13 protein-coding genes are annotated in these 14,870 nt (G+C 65.2%); 9 read left to right on the top strand and 4 right to left on the bottom strand.

Annotated features, from left to right (window positions below; all coding sequences use genetic code 11):
- Together XH81_RS28530 and XH81_RS28525 are read right to left on the bottom strand one after the other, a co-directional pair.
- Positions 1-516: a winged helix-turn-helix transcriptional regulator gene (locus tag XH81_RS28530; protein ID WP_028141659.1), complete on the bottom strand. Its 516-nt coding sequence runs from the start codon at positions 514-516 to the stop codon at positions 1-3.
- 527 nt (positions 517-1,043) lie between these two features.
- Positions 1,044-2,051 (bottom strand): polyprenyl synthetase family protein, encoded by a 1,008-nt coding sequence (locus XH81_RS28525; protein ID WP_026202916.1) that lies wholly within the window; start codon positions 2,049-2,051, stop codon positions 1,044-1,046.
- A 135-nt stretch (positions 2,052-2,186) separates the two neighbouring features.
- Between XH81_RS28525 and XH81_RS28520 the strand changes: the two genes are divergently transcribed.
- The 6 genes from XH81_RS28520 to glyS all read left to right on the top strand — a co-directional run bounded on the left by XH81_RS28520 (position 2,187) and on the right by glyS (position 7,860).
- Positions 2,187-2,414, top strand: coding sequence for a putative signal transducing protein (locus tag XH81_RS28520; RefSeq protein ID WP_018323354.1), 228 nt, complete (start codon positions 2,187-2,189; stop codon positions 2,412-2,414).
- A complete protein-coding gene (locus XH81_RS28515; protein WP_028141658.1) occupies positions 2,407-3,171 on the top strand; it encodes a tRNA1(Val) (adenine(37)-N6)-methyltransferase in 765 nt (254 codons plus the stop codon). The genes XH81_RS28520 and XH81_RS28515 overlap by 8 nt, the downstream gene beginning before the upstream one ends.
- 214 nt (positions 3,172-3,385) lie before the next feature.
- Complete coding sequence (locus tag XH81_RS28510) at positions 3,386-4,294, top strand: S49 family peptidase (protein WP_028141657.1); 909 nt, start codon at positions 3,386-3,388, stop codon at positions 4,292-4,294.
- A gap of 105 nt (positions 4,295-4,399) precedes the next feature.
- Entirely contained in the window at positions 4,400-4,591 is a 192-nt protein-coding gene (locus XH81_RS28505) for a hypothetical protein (protein WP_028141656.1), read from the top strand.
- Between the two features lie 234 nt (positions 4,592-4,825).
- Positions 4,826-5,761 (top strand): glycine--tRNA ligase subunit alpha, encoded by a 936-nt coding sequence (locus tag XH81_RS28500; protein WP_028141655.1) that lies wholly within the window; start codon positions 4,826-4,828, stop codon positions 5,759-5,761.
- Positions 5,761-7,860, top strand: a complete 2,100-nt coding sequence (glyS, locus tag XH81_RS28495; protein WP_028141654.1) for a glycine--tRNA ligase subunit beta — start codon at positions 5,761-5,763, stop codon at positions 7,858-7,860. The genes XH81_RS28500 and glyS overlap by 1 nt, the downstream gene beginning before the upstream one ends.
- Positions 7,861-8,113: 253 nt before the next feature.
- Here glyS and XH81_RS28490 read toward each other — a convergent pair whose 3' ends face one another.
- Positions 8,114-8,467, bottom strand: coding sequence for a DUF1236 domain-containing protein (locus XH81_RS28490; protein WP_028141653.1), 354 nt, complete (start codon positions 8,465-8,467; stop codon positions 8,114-8,116).
- Positions 8,468-8,698: 231 nt separating this feature from the next.
- Between XH81_RS28490 and XH81_RS28485 the strand changes: the two genes are divergently transcribed.
- The 3 genes from XH81_RS28485 to XH81_RS28475 all read left to right on the top strand — a co-directional run bounded on the left by XH81_RS28485 (position 8,699) and on the right by XH81_RS28475 (position 13,809).
- On the top strand, positions 8,699-8,854 hold the full coding sequence (locus XH81_RS28485; RefSeq protein ID WP_080670142.1) for a DUF3096 domain-containing protein: 156 nt from the start codon (positions 8,699-8,701) through the stop codon (positions 8,852-8,854).
- 96 nt (positions 8,855-8,950) lie between these two features.
- Positions 8,951-11,902 carry a pyruvate, phosphate dikinase gene (ppdK, locus tag XH81_RS28480; RefSeq protein WP_028141652.1) on the top strand — a complete coding sequence of 984 codons (2,952 nt, stop codon included), beginning with the start codon at positions 8,951-8,953 and terminating at the stop codon, positions 11,900-11,902.
- 452 nt (positions 11,903-12,354) lie between these two features.
- Complete coding sequence (locus tag XH81_RS28475) at positions 12,355-13,809, top strand: cell wall hydrolase (protein WP_028141651.1); 1,455 nt, start codon at positions 12,355-12,357, stop codon at positions 13,807-13,809.
- Between the two features lie 181 nt (positions 13,810-13,990).
- Here the strand turns inward: XH81_RS28475 and nadC are convergent, their stop codons facing one another.
- Positions 13,991-14,869, bottom strand: a complete 879-nt coding sequence (gene nadC, locus XH81_RS28470; RefSeq protein WP_028141650.1) for a carboxylating nicotinate-nucleotide diphosphorylase — start codon at positions 14,867-14,869, stop codon at positions 13,991-13,993.
- Between the last annotated feature and the right edge of the window lies 1 nt (position 14,870).

Genomic DNA, 14,870 nt, shown 5'->3' with positions numbered 1-14,870 from the left:
TTACTCTCCAGCCGGCGCGACGGCCGGGTTCATGGCCTTGAGTGAAGCGATGCGCTTGCGCATGCCGCGGCTGGCGCGGGGACCGGCGACGACGACCGTATTGGCGAGCGTGATCGGCTGCATGTCGGTAGCGTCGACCACGACCGGATCGAACGGGCGAGCGTCGCTCCGGTTCGCCAGCAGAATGGATTCGCCCTTGGGCGCGAGATGCTTGTTGCCGAAGGCGAGCAGCGTAGCGATCACAGGAAAGAAATCCCGCGCCTTGTCGGTCAGAACGTATTCGTAACGCGGCGGCCGCTCATGATAGCGGCGCCGCACGAACATGCCACTCGCGGTGAGGTGAGCGAGGCGCCGCGACAGGATGTTCGGAGCGATCCCGAGGCTTTGCGAAAATTCGTCGAACTTCGTCGCACCCTGAAACGCATCCCGCAGGATCAGGATGCTCCACCATTCGCCGACCGTCTCGACGGCACGGCCGACCGGGCATTCCAGGATCGAGGGGGATTTGGGTTGCATGGCGGGAAGGTAGGTGAGTGACTTGCAAAATGCAAGTGACTAGGCAACCTCGTGCCCCGGACGCAGCGCAGCGCTTCTTCAGCGGTGCGCTGCAGAGCCGGGGCCCATGTTGCTGATGACTGCGGATGTCCCGTGGGTCCCGGCTCTGCAGCAGCAACGCGAAGGGCGTTGCAGCGCGTCCGGGACACGAGAGTGACTGTGTTGTTGCCCCGAACTCCGTCATTGCGAGCGAAGCGAAGCAATCCAGACCGTCTCCGCGGAGGGATTCTGGATTGCTCCGCCTTCGCCAAGGCTTCGGCGGACAAGTCGCTGCGTTCGCAATGACGATGTGGAGATAGTCCGGACCTATCTCACCGGTGTCGTCCCGGCGAACGCCGGGACCCATAACCACAGGGAGTGGTTTGGCGAAGATCGGATGTTATCGGTACTCGCACCGACACTGTATCGATGGATCACGCGGTATGGGTCCCTGCGTTCGCAGGGACGACACCGGATGTTTCGCTGGCGGTGCGCCGAAACGCAAAAGCCTAGTGCGACCTTGCCAGACAGAACGCCACCACCTGCTCCAGCGCGCTCTTCATCGGCGAGGAGGGGAACAGCGCCAGTGCGTCCACCGCCATGGCGCCGTAGTGCTGGGCGCGGCTGAGCGTGTCCTCGAGCGCGCGGTGCTTGTTCATGAGCCCGATGGCGTGATCGAGGTCGCTATCGCCGATCTCGCCGCGCTCGAGCGCCCGGATCCAGAACGCGCGCTCGGTGTCGTTGCCGCGGCGGAAGGCGAGCACGACGGGCAGGGTGATCTTGCCCTCGCGGAAATCGTCGCCGGTGTTCTTGCCGAGCTTTGCGCTCTTGCCGCCATAGTCGAGCACGTCGTCGACGAGCTGGAAGGCGATGCCGAGATTCATGCCGACCGAGCGGCAGGCGGTCTGCTCGGCCTTGGGGCGGTTGGCGATGACGGGGCCGACCTCGCAGGCGGCGGCGAACAGCTCGGCGGTCTTGCCGCGGATCACGGCGAGATATTCGTCCTCGGTGGTCGCGGTGTTCTTGGCGGCGGCCAGCTGCATCACCTCGCCCTCGGCGATGGTCGCGGCGGCCGCAGAGAGGATGTCGAGCGCGCGGAGCGAGCCGACCTCGACCATCATGCGGAAGGCCTGGCCGAGCAGGAAGTCGCCGACCAGCACGCTCGCCTCGTTGCCCCAGAGCATGCGGGCCGACAGCTTGCCGCGGCGCATCTCGCTCTCGTCGACGACGTCGTCGTGCAGAAGCGTGGCGGTATGCATGAACTCGACGGAGGCGGCGAGCTTGATATGGCCGTCGCCGGTGTAGCCGGCGAGGTTGGCCATGGCGAGCGTCAGCATCGGCCGCAGCCGCTTGCCGCCGGAGGAGATCAGATGGTTGGCGACCTCCGGGATCATGGTCACGTCCGAACCGGTCCGCGACAGGATCGTGGCGTTGACGCGCTCCATATCAGGGGCGACAAGGGCAACCAGCTCTTCGATCGACGCGCCGGGAGTTTCGAAAGGTACGATGACGGCCACGCCGGTCTCCAATATTTGCCCCGGAGGGGCTATTCTGACGGAAAGACAATAGAAACTGGCGGCGGATGCGGCAAGGCCCGCGGAACCATTGACATTTGCCGCTTTAGCCCCCTCTCAGGCAAGGAAACCTGCGTTTTGCGTGAACTGGTTCGGACCAACGATATGGTGCTGGTGTCGGCGATCGGCGCGCTGCTCGACGGCGCCAACATCCATCATCTGGTGCTGGACCAGAACATGAGCATCATCGAGGGCTCGCTCGGCATTTTGCCGCGGCGGATCCTGGTTCATGAGGACGACGCCCAGGAGGCGCGGGAGCTCCTCACCGAGGCCGGCCTCAGCCACGAACTGCGCGGCGATGAGTGAGGCCGCAGATATCACCGAGGACGCCTTTCTCGGCGGGCAATTGCGTCTGAGACAGAAGCGGAGTGGCCACAGAGCCGGGCACGACGCCATTCTGCTTGCGGCGGCGACGGAGGCCCGCCCCGGGGACCGCGTGGTCGATTTCGGCGCCGGGATCGGCACGGCCGGGCTGGCGCTGGCCCGGCGCGTCGCTGGTATCGGGCTGAGCCTGGTCGAGATCAATCCGGAGCTGGCCGAGCTCGCGCGCGCCAATGCAGCCGCGAATGCGCTTGCCGCCGAGATCATCCTGCTCGATGTCACCGCCGACGCCACGGCCTTTGCGGCAAACGGGCTGCCGCCCGACAGCGTCGACGCGGTGCTGATGAATCCGCCCTTCAACGATCCGGCCCGGCATCGCGGCTCGCCGGATCAGGCGCGTCACACCGCGCATGTGGCGACGGAGGAGACCCTGCATGCCTGGGTGCATGCAGCGCGGCGCATCCTCCGATCGAATGGTGTGCTGACATTGATCTGGCGCGCAGATGGCATCGCCGATGTCCTGGCGGCGCTGTCACGCGGCTTCGGGAGCCTTTCGATCCTGCCGGTTCACGGTGAGGCGGGGCGGCCCGCGATCCGCGTGCTGGTGCGTGCGGTCAAAGGCGGCCGGGCTCCGACGCGATTGCTGCCGGGCCTCATGCTCAACGACGAGTCAGGCGTGTCCAAAAAAGAGGTGACGGAGATTCTGGAGGGGAGAGCGGCCTTGCCGCTGATGGAACCGTGACGGCTTACTGCGGAAGCGATTCCGACTGCTGCTCTTGCGGGGACGTCAAGCGGATCGCCATGAACAGCGCACCGATCAGCAGCATCAGCAGATAGATTTTCATGGTGTTCTCCGCTGCCTCATTGCAGCCTCCCAACGGGAAATCTGCAAAACACGTTCCAGGCACTTCCAATGACAGTCGCGTGATAAGAAATGGTTAATCAGAGGTAACGGCATGGCCGAACAATTGAAAGATCGTGAGAGTTCCGGCCTGGCCGACAAGCTCATGCAATATCTGCCGGCGCGCTTCCGCCCCGGTACCGCGGTCGTACCGGTGGTGCGGCTGTCCGGTGTGATCGGTGCGGTGACGCCGCTGCGCCCGGGCATGACGCTGGCGGGCGTCGCGCGGGTGCTGGAGCGTGCGTTCTCGTACCGGCACGCCAAGGCGGTGGCGCTGGTGATCAACTCGCCCGGCGGCTCGCCGGTGCAGTCGCGCCAGATCTACCTGCGCATCAAGCAACTCGCGGCGGAGAAGAAGCTGCCGGTGCTCGTGTTCGTCGAGGACGTTGCGGCGTCCGGCGGCTACATGATCGCCTGCGCCGGCGACGAGATCATCTGCGATCCCTCTTCGATCCTCGGCTCGATCGGCGTGGTCGGCGGCAGCTTCGGTTTCCAGGAGGCGATCAAGCGGCTCGGCATCGAGCGGCGCCTCTACACGGCCGGCGCGCACAAGGCGATGCTCGATCCTTTCCTCCCCGAGAACCCCGACGACGTCGCCAAGCTGAAGGCGCTCCAGCGCGAAATCCATCAGATCTTCATTTCCCTGGTGAAGGAGAGCCGCGGCGCGCGCCTCAAGGGCGCGGACGACGCCCTGTTCACGGGCGAATACTGGGCCGGGGAGAGTTCGATCGCGCTGGGGCTCGCCGACAGCATCGGCGATCTCCGCTCAACTCTTCGTGCCCGCTATGGCGAGAAGGTTCTCACCCCCGTGATCGCGCAGCCGACCGGGCTGCTCTCCGGCTTTCTGGGCCGGAAATCGCCCGGCGCGGGGCAGCTTTCGGCCATGGAATCAATGGTCGGCCTGCCGGACGATCTGATCTCGGCGCTTGAGACGCGGGCGATCTGGGCGAAATTCGGGTTCTAGGCGCAGCCCTCCCGCGCCATTTGGCCTCTTGGCCTGCCGATTGCGGCGCAGCCCCGACTGCGCAACAATGTGCGTGGGGGCTGAGCACTCAACGAGGATCGACCGATGCCGCCGTTCGTCGCTTTCGCGGGCGTCCTGGGTGGGCTTGCCGTGGTCCGCTGGGCCTACAAGACTGCTGTCAGGATCAACCGGGAGCTGGAGGAGATGCGCCTCTCGCGCGTCGCCGAGGCCGCCCATATGGGGAACATCCAGACCCTGAAACGTGACCCCGTGACCGGAGCGTATCGGCCGGGTTAGGCGCGCCCCATGTAAGGTGCCCTAGGGTGGGCAAAGGCGCTCTTGCGCCGTGCCCACCATTCCCTTCGGCAATCGTGGCGACGATGGGGGGCACGCTTCGCTTTGCCCACCCTACGGCACCGTCACTCTACGGCGGCCGTTAAGCCCGAATCCGCCCCTTTGCCTTGATTCCCACTCCCGCCGTCGATACGGTCCCGCGCGATTCAAAACCCCCCGCGAGAGCCTGATCTGACGATGGACGCCTCATTGCCCGCCCATATGCGCCCGGAACGCTCGTTCCAGGGCTTCATCCTCGCGCTCCAGCGGTTCTGGGCCGAGCAGGGCTGCGTGATCCTGCAGCCCTACGACATGGAGATGGGCGCGGGTACCTTCCATCCGGCGACCACGTTGCGCGCGCTCGGGCCGAAGCCCTGGAACGCGGCCTATGTGCAGCCCTCGCGCCGGCCCAAGGACGGCCGCTATGGCGAGAACCCGAACCGGATGCAGCACTATTACCAGTTCCAGGTGATCATGAAGCCGTCGCCGCCGAACCTTCAGGAGCTGTACTTGAAGTCGCTGGCCGCGATCGGCATCGATTCCGCCGTGCACGACATCCGCTTCGTCGAGGACGATTGGGAGAGCCCGACGCTGGGCGCCTGGGGCCTCGGCTGGGAGTGCTGGTGCGACGGCATGGAAGTCAGCCAGTTCACTTACTTCCAGCAGGTCGCCGGCTTCGAATGCGCGCCGGTCGCGGGCGAGCTCACCTACGGGCTCGAGCGCCTCGCGATGTATGTGCAGGGCGTCGACCGCGTCTACGACCTGAACTTCAACGGCCGCGACGGCGATGCCAAAGTCACCTATGGCGACGTCTTCCTGCAGGCCGAGCGCGAATATTCGAAGCACAATTTTGAAGTCGCCGACACCGCGATGCTGTTCGAGCAGTTCAAGATGGCGGAGTCAGCCTGCCGGAAATATCTCGACGCCGGCTGGAAGGACGGCAAGCGCGAGGCGCATCTGATGGCGCTGCCCGCCTATGACCAGTGCATCAAGGCCAGTCACGTCTTCAACCTCCTGGACGCGCGCGGCGTGATCTCCGTGACCGAGCGGCAGAGCTACATTCTTCGCGTGCGTGAGCTGGCCAAGGCCTGCGGCGAGGCCTGGATCCATACTGAAGCGGGCGGAGCGGCCTGATGCCCGATCTTTTGCTTGAACTGTTCTCCGAAGAAATCCCCGCGCGCATGCAGGCGAAGGCGGCCGACGATCTGCGCCGCATGGTCACCGACAAGCTCGTCGCCGAAGGCCTGGTTTACGAGGGCGCGAAGGCGTTCGCGACGCCGCGCCGCCTCGCGCTGACCGTGCACGGCATCCCGGCGCGCCAGCCTGACCTCAAGACCGAACGCCGCGGGCCCAAAGTCGGCGCGCCCGACGCGGCTGTGCAGGGCTTCCTGAAGGCGACGGGATTGAAGTCGCTGGATGAAGCAAAAATCCAGCGCGACCCCAAGGGTGATTTCTACATCGGATTGATCGAGAAGCCTGGCCGCGACGCGATCGACGTGCTCGCGGAAATCCTGCCGGTCATCATCCGCACCTTCCCCTGGCCGAAATCGATGCGCTGGGGCGCGCGCTCGGGCAAGCCGGGCTCGCTTAATTGGGTGCGTCCGCTGCACGCGATCACCGCGACCTTCGGGCTCGAGACCGAAGAGCCTGATGTCGTGAAGTTCGAGGTCGACGGCATCGCGACCGGCCAGACCACCTACGGTCATCGCTTCATGGCGCCGGACGCGATTTCCGTGCGCCGTTTTGAAGATTACGAAGCGAAGTTGAAGGCCGCCAAGGTCATCCTCGATCCGCAGGCGCGCAAGGACATCATCTTCGCCGACGCCAAGGAGCTGACCTTCGCACAAGGCTTCGAACTGGTCGAAGATCAGGTGCTGCTGGACGAGGTCTCGGGCCTCGTCGAATGGCCCGTCGTCATGATGGGATCGTTCGAAGCGGAATATCTCGCGATTCCGGACGAGGTGATCCGCGCCACCATCCGCAACAACCAGAAGTGCTTTGTGGTCAAGGATCCCAAGACCGGGAAGCTGACCAACAAGTTCGTCCTCACCGCCAATATCGAGGCGTCCGATGGCGGCAAGGTCATCGTATCAGGCAACGAACGCGTGATCCGTCCCCGCCTGTCGGATGCGAAGTTCTTCTACGAGACAGACCTGAAGACGAAACTCGAAGATCGGCTGCCGAAGTTCGAGCAGATCGTGTTCCACGAGAAGCTCGGCACGCAGGCAGCGCGGATCAAGCGCATCGAGCGGCTCGCAGCCGAGATTGCGGCACTGGTCGGAGCCGATGTCGCGAAGGCGACGCGCGCGGCGCATCTGGCGAAGGCGGATTTGCTCACCGAGGTCGTCGGCGAATTCCCCGAAGTGCAGGGCCTGATGGGCAAGTACTATGCGCTGGCCCAGGGCGAGGACGCGTCCGTCGCCGCCGCCTGCGAGGAGCACTATAAGCCGCAAGGACCGACTGATCGCGTGCCGACCGATCCGGTCAGCGTTGCGGTCGCGCTTGCAGACAAGATCGATACCTTGGTCGGGTTCTGGGCCATCGACGAGAAGCCGACAGGCAGCAAGGACCCCTATGCGCTGCGTCGCGCGGCGCTGGGCGTGATCAGGTTGATCGCCGAGAACGCGCTGCGTCTGTCGCTCATGAAGGTGGCGACATCTGCGCTCACCGGTTTGTCGGTGAAGCCGGCCGATGCGCAGAAGCTGCCGAGCGACCTCCTCGCCTTCTTCGCTGATCGCCTGAAAGTACAGCTCCGTGAGCAGGGCGCGCGGCACGATCTCGTCGATGCCGTGTTTGCGCTCGGCGGCCAGGACGACCTGCTGATGATCGTCCGCCGCGTCGAGGCGCTCGGAAAGTTTCTCGAGAGCGACGACGGTAAGAACCTGCTGGCTGGCATCAAGCGTGCCAGCAATATCCTTGGCATCGAGGAGAAGAAGGACAAGCGCAGCTTCGAAGGCGCGCCCGACGTTGCGCTTTACAGCCTGGCCGAGGAAAAGGCGCTGGCAAAGGCGATAGGCGAAGTGCAGGCGGAAGCCAGCGCCGCCGTCGTCAGGGAAGACTTCGCGGCCGCGATGAGCGCGATGGCCAAGTTGCGTCCGCCGGTCGATGCGTTCTTCGACAAGGTCCGCGTCAACGACGACGATGCGAAGGTGCGCGAGAACCGCCTCAAGCTGCTGAACGAGATCCGCAGCGCCACGCGTGCGGTGGCGGATTTCTCGAAGATCCAGGATTGAGGTCGCGCTCGCGGGGCAAATACCGCTGTCATTCCGGGGCGTGCGAAGCACGAGCCCGGAATCCATAACCACCATCGTGAGTATGGATTCCGGGCTCGCGCCAAGTGGCGCGCCCCGGAATGACAGCGCAAAAAGCCCCGCCCGGCGGGGGGAAGACCGGGCGGGGCCTGATGTCCGATTACACTGCTCGCGCCAGCCTGATTGAAGTGACGCGCCGGACATCTAGTCGATCAGTGCCAACAGTCGATCCGTGCTAGTCCAGCACCTCGACGATGCGGCGCGAGCGCGGCTCGACCAAAACGGTTTCGCCGTTCACGACGGTGTAGCGGTAGGTGGTGGCGCCGAAGCGTTGCGGCACGTCATAATAGGTGACGCCTGCCTCGGGTAATGTCGTGCCGACGATGATGCGATCGGGAATGCTGAAGGCGGGCACACGCTGCTCGACGACGTACTCGCGGAAGGCCGGCCGCTGTTCGACTGCGATGGTTGGGCCGCTGTCGACCACGGCGGGCGCGCGTCCGACGGTGACACCGCTTTGCGCCTGCGCCGCAAGGGGCGAGCCGATCGCGGCCGCGAGCGCTACAAGAGCGAGAATCCTGTTCCGCATGGACAACTCCTTCGACGTGAATTTTATTTTCGGACGCGCCAATGGCGCGACCGGTTGGCCAATGCATGCACCCTTCGCAATGTTCCGGGAAAAGGCCCGCCGCATTCGCGGCAATTTCAGGCAGTTTTCGTGGGTGCCGGAACTCGCATCACGTCTTGCGCGTCTCTACTCGCGGAACCGGGAGGCCTATAATCCGCCCGCGATTCGCCCCCCTCCACAGAAAGAAAATTCATGCACATCACCGTCGCCCACATTTCGCCGATCCTGTCGTTGATTGCGGGCGTGCTCATCCTGATCATGCCGCGACTTCTCAACCTGATCGTCGCGATCTTCCTTATTGTGAACGGTGCGATCGGGCTTGGGCTCCTGAAATGGCTCCGCCTCTAGGGGTTCATTTTCCGGAACTGTCCGACTTGCGCGGGCCCGCCCAAAATGGTGTAAGGCCCGCGAATTCCCATTCCTCTCGCAGGTTGTGTGCAAGCTATGGCCAAAGCCGCCTCGAAGCCCAATAAAACTCCAGCGAAATCAAAGTCTTCCGCCAAGGCGAAAGCCGCGCCGGCAGCCCGCAAGACGCTTGCCAAGAGCGCGCCCAAGCCGGTCGCCAAAGCTGCCGCAAAGCCGGTCGCCAAAACTGCCGCAAAGGCTGCTGCCAAGCCGGCTGCGAAGGCTGTGACCAAGGCGGCTCTGCCGAAGGTCGCTGCGAAGCCTGCGCCGAAGAAGGCTGTATCAGCCAAGGCCGCGCCGGCCGCGGGCAAGGCCGGCAAATGGGTCTACACGTTCGGTGACGGCAAGGCCGAGGGCCGCACGGAGATGCGCGACCTGCTCGGCGGCAAGGGCGCGAACCTTGCCGAGATGGCCAATCTCGGGCTGCCGGTGCCTCCGGGCTTCACCCTCCCGACCTCGGTCTGCACCTATTTCTACGCCCACGACAAATCCTATCCGAAGGAGTTGCAGTCGCAGGTTGAGAAGGCGCTCGACTATGTCGGCAAGTTGACCGGCAAGATCTTCGGCGATGCCAAGAACCCGCTGCTCGTCTCCGTGCGCTCCGGCGCGCGCGCCTCGATGCCGGGCATGATGGACACCGTGCTCAACCTCGGCCTCAACGATCAGACCGTGGAAGCGCTGTCGGAATTGTCGGGTGACCGCCGCTTCGCCTACGACAGCTATCGCCGCTTCATCACCATGTATTCGGACGTGGTGCTCGGCTTCGAGCATCATCACTTCGAGGAAATCCTCGACACCTTCAAGGACGGCCAGGGCTATACCCTCGACACCGACCTCACCGCCGAGGACTGGGTCGAGCTGGTCGGCAAGTACAAGGACGCCGTCGCGCGCGAGACCGGCAAGGACTTCCCGCAGGACCCGCACGACCAGCTCTGGGGCGCGATCGGCGCGGTGTTCTCATCCTGGATGAATGCGCGCGCGGTGACCTACCGCAAGCTGCACGACATTCCGGAATCCTGGGGCACCGCGGTCAACGTGCAGGCCATGGTGTTCGGCAACATGGGCGAGACGTCGGCGACCGGCGTTGCCTTCACCCGCAACCCCTCGACCGGCGAGAGCAAGCTCTACGGCGAGTTCCTGATCAACGCGCAAGGCGAGGACGTGGTGGCGGGCATCCGCACGCCGCAGGACATCACCGAGGAGGCGCGCCAGGAATCGGGCTCCGACAAGGCGTCGATGGAAGCGGCGATGCCGGAGGCCTTCAAGGAGCTGACGCGGATCTACACGCAGCTCGAGAAGCACTACCGCGACATGCAGGACATGGAGTTCACCGTCGAGCGCGGCAAGCTGTGGATGCTGCAGACCCGCGGCGGCAAGCGCACCGCCAAGGCGGCGCTGCGCATCGCGGTCGAGCTCGCCAATGAAGGCCTGATCTCGAAGAAGGAAGCGGTGACGCGGATCGATCCGGCTTCGCTCGATCAGCTGCTGCATCCGACCATCGATCCCAACGCCAAGCGCGACGTGATTGCGACCGGCCTGCCGGCATCCCCGGGTGCTGCCTCCGGCGAGATCGTGTTCTCCTCGGACGAGGCCGCCAAGCTTCAGGCCGACGGGCGCAAGGTCATTCTGGTCCGCATCGAGACCAGCCCGGAAGACATCCACGGCATGCACGCCGCCGAAGGCATTTTGACCACGCGCGGCGGCATGACCTCGCACGCGGCGGTGGTCGCGCGCGGCATGGGCAAGCCCTGCGTCTCCGGCTGCGGCACCATCCGTGTCGATTACGGCCGCGGCACCATGAGCATCGGTTCGCGCACCTTCAAGACCGGCGACGTCATCACCATCGACGGCTCGCTCGGCCAGGTGCTCGCCGGCCGCATGCCGATGATCGAGCCGGAGCTGTCCGGCGAGTTCGGCACGCTGATGGCCTGGGCCGACCAGGTCCGCAAGATCGGCGTCCGCGTCAACGGCGACACGCCCGACGACGCGCGCACCGCGATCAAGTTCGGCGCCGAAGGCATCGGCCTGTGCCGCACCGAGCACATGTTCTTCGAAGAGACCCGCATCCGCACGGTTCGCGAGATGATCCTCTCCGAGGACGAGCAGTCCCGCCGCGCGGCGCTCGCAAAACTGCTGCCGATGCAGCGCGCCGACTTCGTCGAGCTGTTCGAGATCATGAAGGGCCTGCCCGTCACGATCCGTCTGCTCGACCCGCCGCTGCACGAGTTCCTGCCGCATACCCACGCCGAGGTCGAGGAAGTGGCACGCGCCATGAATACCGACCCGCGGCGCCTGGCTGACCGCGCGCGCGAGCTCTCGGAGTTCAATCCGATGCTCGGCTTCCGCGGCTGCCGCATCGCGATCGCCTATCCGGAGATCGCCGAGATGCAGGCGCGTGCGATCTTCGAGGCGGCGGTCGAAGCCGAGAAGCGCACCGGCAAGGCCGTCGGCCTCGAGGTGATGGTGCCGCTGATCGCGACCAAGATGGAGCTCGACCTCGTCAAGGCGCGGATCGATGCGACCGCGCAGGCGGTGATGCGCGACACCAACACCAAGCTGACCTATCAGGTCGGCACCATGATCGAGCTGCCGCGCGCCTGTCTGCTCGCGGCCGAGATCGCAGAGTCGGCGGAGTTCTTCTCGTTCGGCACCAACGACCTCACGCAGACCACCTACGGCATCAGCCGCGACGACGCGGCGAGCTTCCTCGGTCCCTACGTGGCGAAGGGCATCCTGTCGGTCGATCCCTTCGTCGCGCTGGACCAGGAAGGCGTTGGCGAGCTCGTCAAGATCGGCGTCGCGCGCGGCCGCAAGACCCGCCCGAAGCTCAAGGTCGGCATCTGCGGCGAGCACGGCGGCGATCCCGCTTCCGTCGCCTTCTGCCACAACATCGGCCTCGACTACGTCTCCTGCTCGCCCTACCGCGTGCCGATCGCCCGTCTCGCAGCGGCGCAAGCCGCACTCGGCAAGGCGATCGCCAGCCAGGCGTAAGCAGAACTAGAATGCTGGATGAAAGAGGCGGGGCCAAAACCCCGCCTCTTTTCGTTTTCTCGATGCTCTCGCCAACCCATCATTGCGAGCGCAGCGAAGCAATCCAGAATCTCTCCACGGCGGCAGCCCGGATTGCTTCGTCGCAACAGCTCCTCCAATGACGAGGCGGAAGTTCGGACAACAAGGAACCACACACGCGTCCCGTAATGATACGCGCCAGCAAGAGTTCCTTCACCATTCGCGTTGACCGGTTGTTTACCGCTTCGCGTGAGGACGGGTTTACCACCGTGCGCGATCACCCCGTGAAAACACCTGCAATCGCTTGAGTGTGCCGCACGCGCAACGCCGATTAACGCCCCGGCAACCTAAATTGGATACTTACGATAAAGATCGAATTGCACGGATGTACTGCGTTTCGATTTTTCTGGCGTAAGCGTAGCGTGAGCGTATCGATGTCTGTGTTGCGTAACCATCCGAAGGGCGCGCGGTTCGCGTCCTTCGGCATCGGTCTCTGCATCTTCGCATTGATGCCGAGAGAGACCGGCTATCAGGATATTGCCTCTCTGCTGGCGCGCCAACCCGGCGTCGCCGAGCGTTGGCAGAAGCAGGTGTTCTCCGCGGCGTCCTCGATCCAGCTCGCCACCTACAGTTTTTCCCGCCCCATCGGCACCTCGGTTCCGCAAAGCGCGATGGTTCGCCTGGCGAGCCTCGATGGCCGCGACGTCACCGGCGCGATCAGCCGCAATCCGGCGCTGCAGGCTGCGCCGCGCTACCAGGCTTCCGACTTTCCCAAGGTCGATCGCTCCATGAAGGGTGATCGCCTCGCGACCGTTGCGCCGACCGAGGCTCCCGAGGCGGCCGCGCCCGCTGCGGCACCGCCGCAGCAGGATCCCGCGACGTCGAACAGCTCGGTGTTCGGCGCCAAGACCGCGGCGCTGCCGCAGGCGATGTCGCCGGAATCCGCGGCCGCCCTCGATCCCGAACTCCAGGAAGCGCTCCGCGCGCCGCCGCTGCCGCAATATTCCAATCCACCGCGGGCCAGCGACGCCGCGCGCGCGTTCGCGGTGCAGCCGCTCGAGGCGCTTAAGCGGACCACTGCGCCGACGACGCCGGTGCGGGATCCCTTCAGCGTCAAGACCTCCAACCTGTTCTTCGGCAGTTCCTCGCTCGGCGGCAATCTCGAAAGCATCGAGAGCTGGCAGCCCGGCGCCGAGCCGCTGATCGTGATGCCCGATCCCGACATGAAGGTGACGGCCTCGCTATCGCCGCCGACGGTGGACATCGCCAAGGATATCGAGAGCGGCGAGAGCGTCGCGCCGAAGGGTGAGGTCAACGCCGACAACCAGCGCGCCAGATCGCCGGCGGAGCGTCTCGCGCTTGACGACAAGTCGCGCGCGAAGTCCGAGAAGTGCCTTGCGGAAGCCGTCTATTTCGAGTCGCGCGGCGAGGCCGTTCGCGGCCAGATGGCTGTGGCGCAGGTGGTGATGAACCGCGTGTTCTCGGGCAAATATCCCGACACCGTGTGCGGAGCGGTCTATCAGAACAAGCACCGCCATCTCGCCTGCCAGTTCACCTTCGCCTGCGACAACAACGCCGACGTGATCCGCGAGCCCGAGATGTGGGAGCGCGCCAAGAAGATCGCGAAGGCGATGCTCGACGGCCAGATCTGGTTGCCCGAGGTGGGCAAGTCCACGCATTATCACGCCTACTGGGTGCGCCCGTCCTGGGTCGCCGAGATGAAGAAGATGTACAAGACCGGCGTGCACACCTTCTATCGCCCGCGCGCCTGGGGCGACGGAAGCGAGGAACCGAGTTGGGGCACCCCGGCCCAGACCGCCGCGCTGTCAGCCGAGCTCGCGCAGGAAGCCAAGAGCTCTGCCGAGATGGGCGTGAGCGAGCGGCGCTGAGGCAATCAATCGTTGCCGCAGTGAAGGTATGCTCCCTCTCCCGCTTGCGGGGGAGGGCTGGGGAGGGGGTGTTTCCGCAGGCGAGACCCCCCGTGTGGAGAGAGCCCCCACCCGGCGCTTCGCGCCGACCTCCCCCGCAAGCGGGAGAGGTGCAGCCAGCCCTGGGCTCAGAGCGGTGATCTCACATCTCAATATCCAGCGCGCAATCAAAGTTCGGCGCCGAATGCGTCAGCGCGCCCGCCGAAGCGTAGTCGACGCCGGTTGCCGCGATGGCCGCGATCGAGTCCAGCGTGACGCCGCCGGACGCCTCCAGCTGGAGACGACCCTCGTTGATCCGCACGGCCTCGCGCAATGTCGCAAGGTCCATGTTGTCGAGCAGCACGGCGTCGGCAAGTCCGGTATCGAGCACCTCGCGCAACTGCGCCAGCGTATCGACCTCGATCTCGATCTTGACAAGATGGCCGGCATGGGCGCGGGCGCGCTCCAGCACCGCACAGATGCCGCCGGCGACCGCGATGTGGTTGTCCTTGATCAGGATCGCATCGTCGAGGCCGAAGCGGTGATTGAAGCCGCCGCCGCAGCGCACGGCGTATTTCTCCAGTGCGCGCAGCCCCGGCGTGGTCTTGCGCGTGCAGCAGATGCGCATCTTCGTGCCTTCGGTGCGGGCGACATAGTCGGCCGTGAGCGTCGCGACGCCCGACAGGCGGCCGACGAAATTCAGCGCCGTCCGCTCCGCTGTGAGAATGGCGCGCGCAGGCCCCGAGATCGTCAGCACCTGCTGTCCGCGGACAACGCGTGCGGCATCACGGACATGCGCGCGCACGTCGATGTCGGAGGAGAGTTTTTGCAATGTCGCGAGTGCCAGCGGCAATCCGGCGATCACGCCGGACTGGCGCGCCACCAGAATGGCTTGCGCCCTGGTCGCTTCCGGGATTGTCGCCAGCGAGGTGATGTCGCCGGCGCGGCCGAGGTCCTCGTCGAGCGCGCGCTGCACGGCTTCGCCGATCGCAAGCGGCGAGAGGAAGGCGTCGGGATAGAGCAGGGAGGTGGTGGTAATCATG

Source organism: Bradyrhizobium sp. CCBAU 25360 (genome assembly GCF_028128695.1).
GTDB lineage: Bacteria > Pseudomonadota > Alphaproteobacteria > Rhizobiales > Xanthobacteraceae > Bradyrhizobium > Bradyrhizobium ottawaense.
The sequence above is the reverse complement of the archived record's forward strand: the minus strand, read 5'-3'. Positions and strand labels throughout refer to the sequence as shown.

Coding starts and splice junctions, on each gene's coding strand:
- XH81_RS28530 (WP_028141659.1), bottom strand. CDS start 516: ATGCAACCCAAATCCCCCTCGATCCTGGAATGCCCGGTCGGCCGTGCC.
- XH81_RS28515 (WP_028141658.1), top strand. CDS start 2,407: ATGAGTGAGGCCGCAGATATCACCGAGGACGCCTTTCTCGGCGGGCAA.
- XH81_RS28510 (WP_028141657.1), top strand. CDS start 3,386: ATGGCCGAACAATTGAAAGATCGTGAGAGTTCCGGCCTGGCCGACAAG.
- XH81_RS28505 (WP_028141656.1), top strand. CDS start 4,400: ATGCCGCCGTTCGTCGCTTTCGCGGGCGTCCTGGGTGGGCTTGCCGTG.
- XH81_RS28500 (WP_028141655.1), top strand. CDS start 4,826: ATGGACGCCTCATTGCCCGCCCATATGCGCCCGGAACGCTCGTTCCAG.
- glyS (WP_028141654.1), top strand. CDS start 5,761: ATGCCCGATCTTTTGCTTGAACTGTTCTCCGAAGAAATCCCCGCGCGC.
- XH81_RS28490 (WP_028141653.1), bottom strand. CDS start 8,467: ATGCGGAACAGGATTCTCGCTCTTGTAGCGCTCGCGGCCGCGATCGGC.
- XH81_RS28485 (WP_080670142.1), top strand. CDS start 8,699: ATGCACATCACCGTCGCCCACATTTCGCCGATCCTGTCGTTGATTGCG.
- ppdK (WP_028141652.1), top strand. CDS start 8,951: ATGGCCAAAGCCGCCTCGAAGCCCAATAAAACTCCAGCGAAATCAAAG.
- XH81_RS28475 (WP_028141651.1), top strand. CDS start 12,355: ATGTCTGTGTTGCGTAACCATCCGAAGGGCGCGCGGTTCGCGTCCTTC.
- nadC (WP_028141650.1), bottom strand. CDS start 14,869: ATGATTACCACCACCTCCCTGCTCTATCCCGACGCCTTCCTCTCGCCG.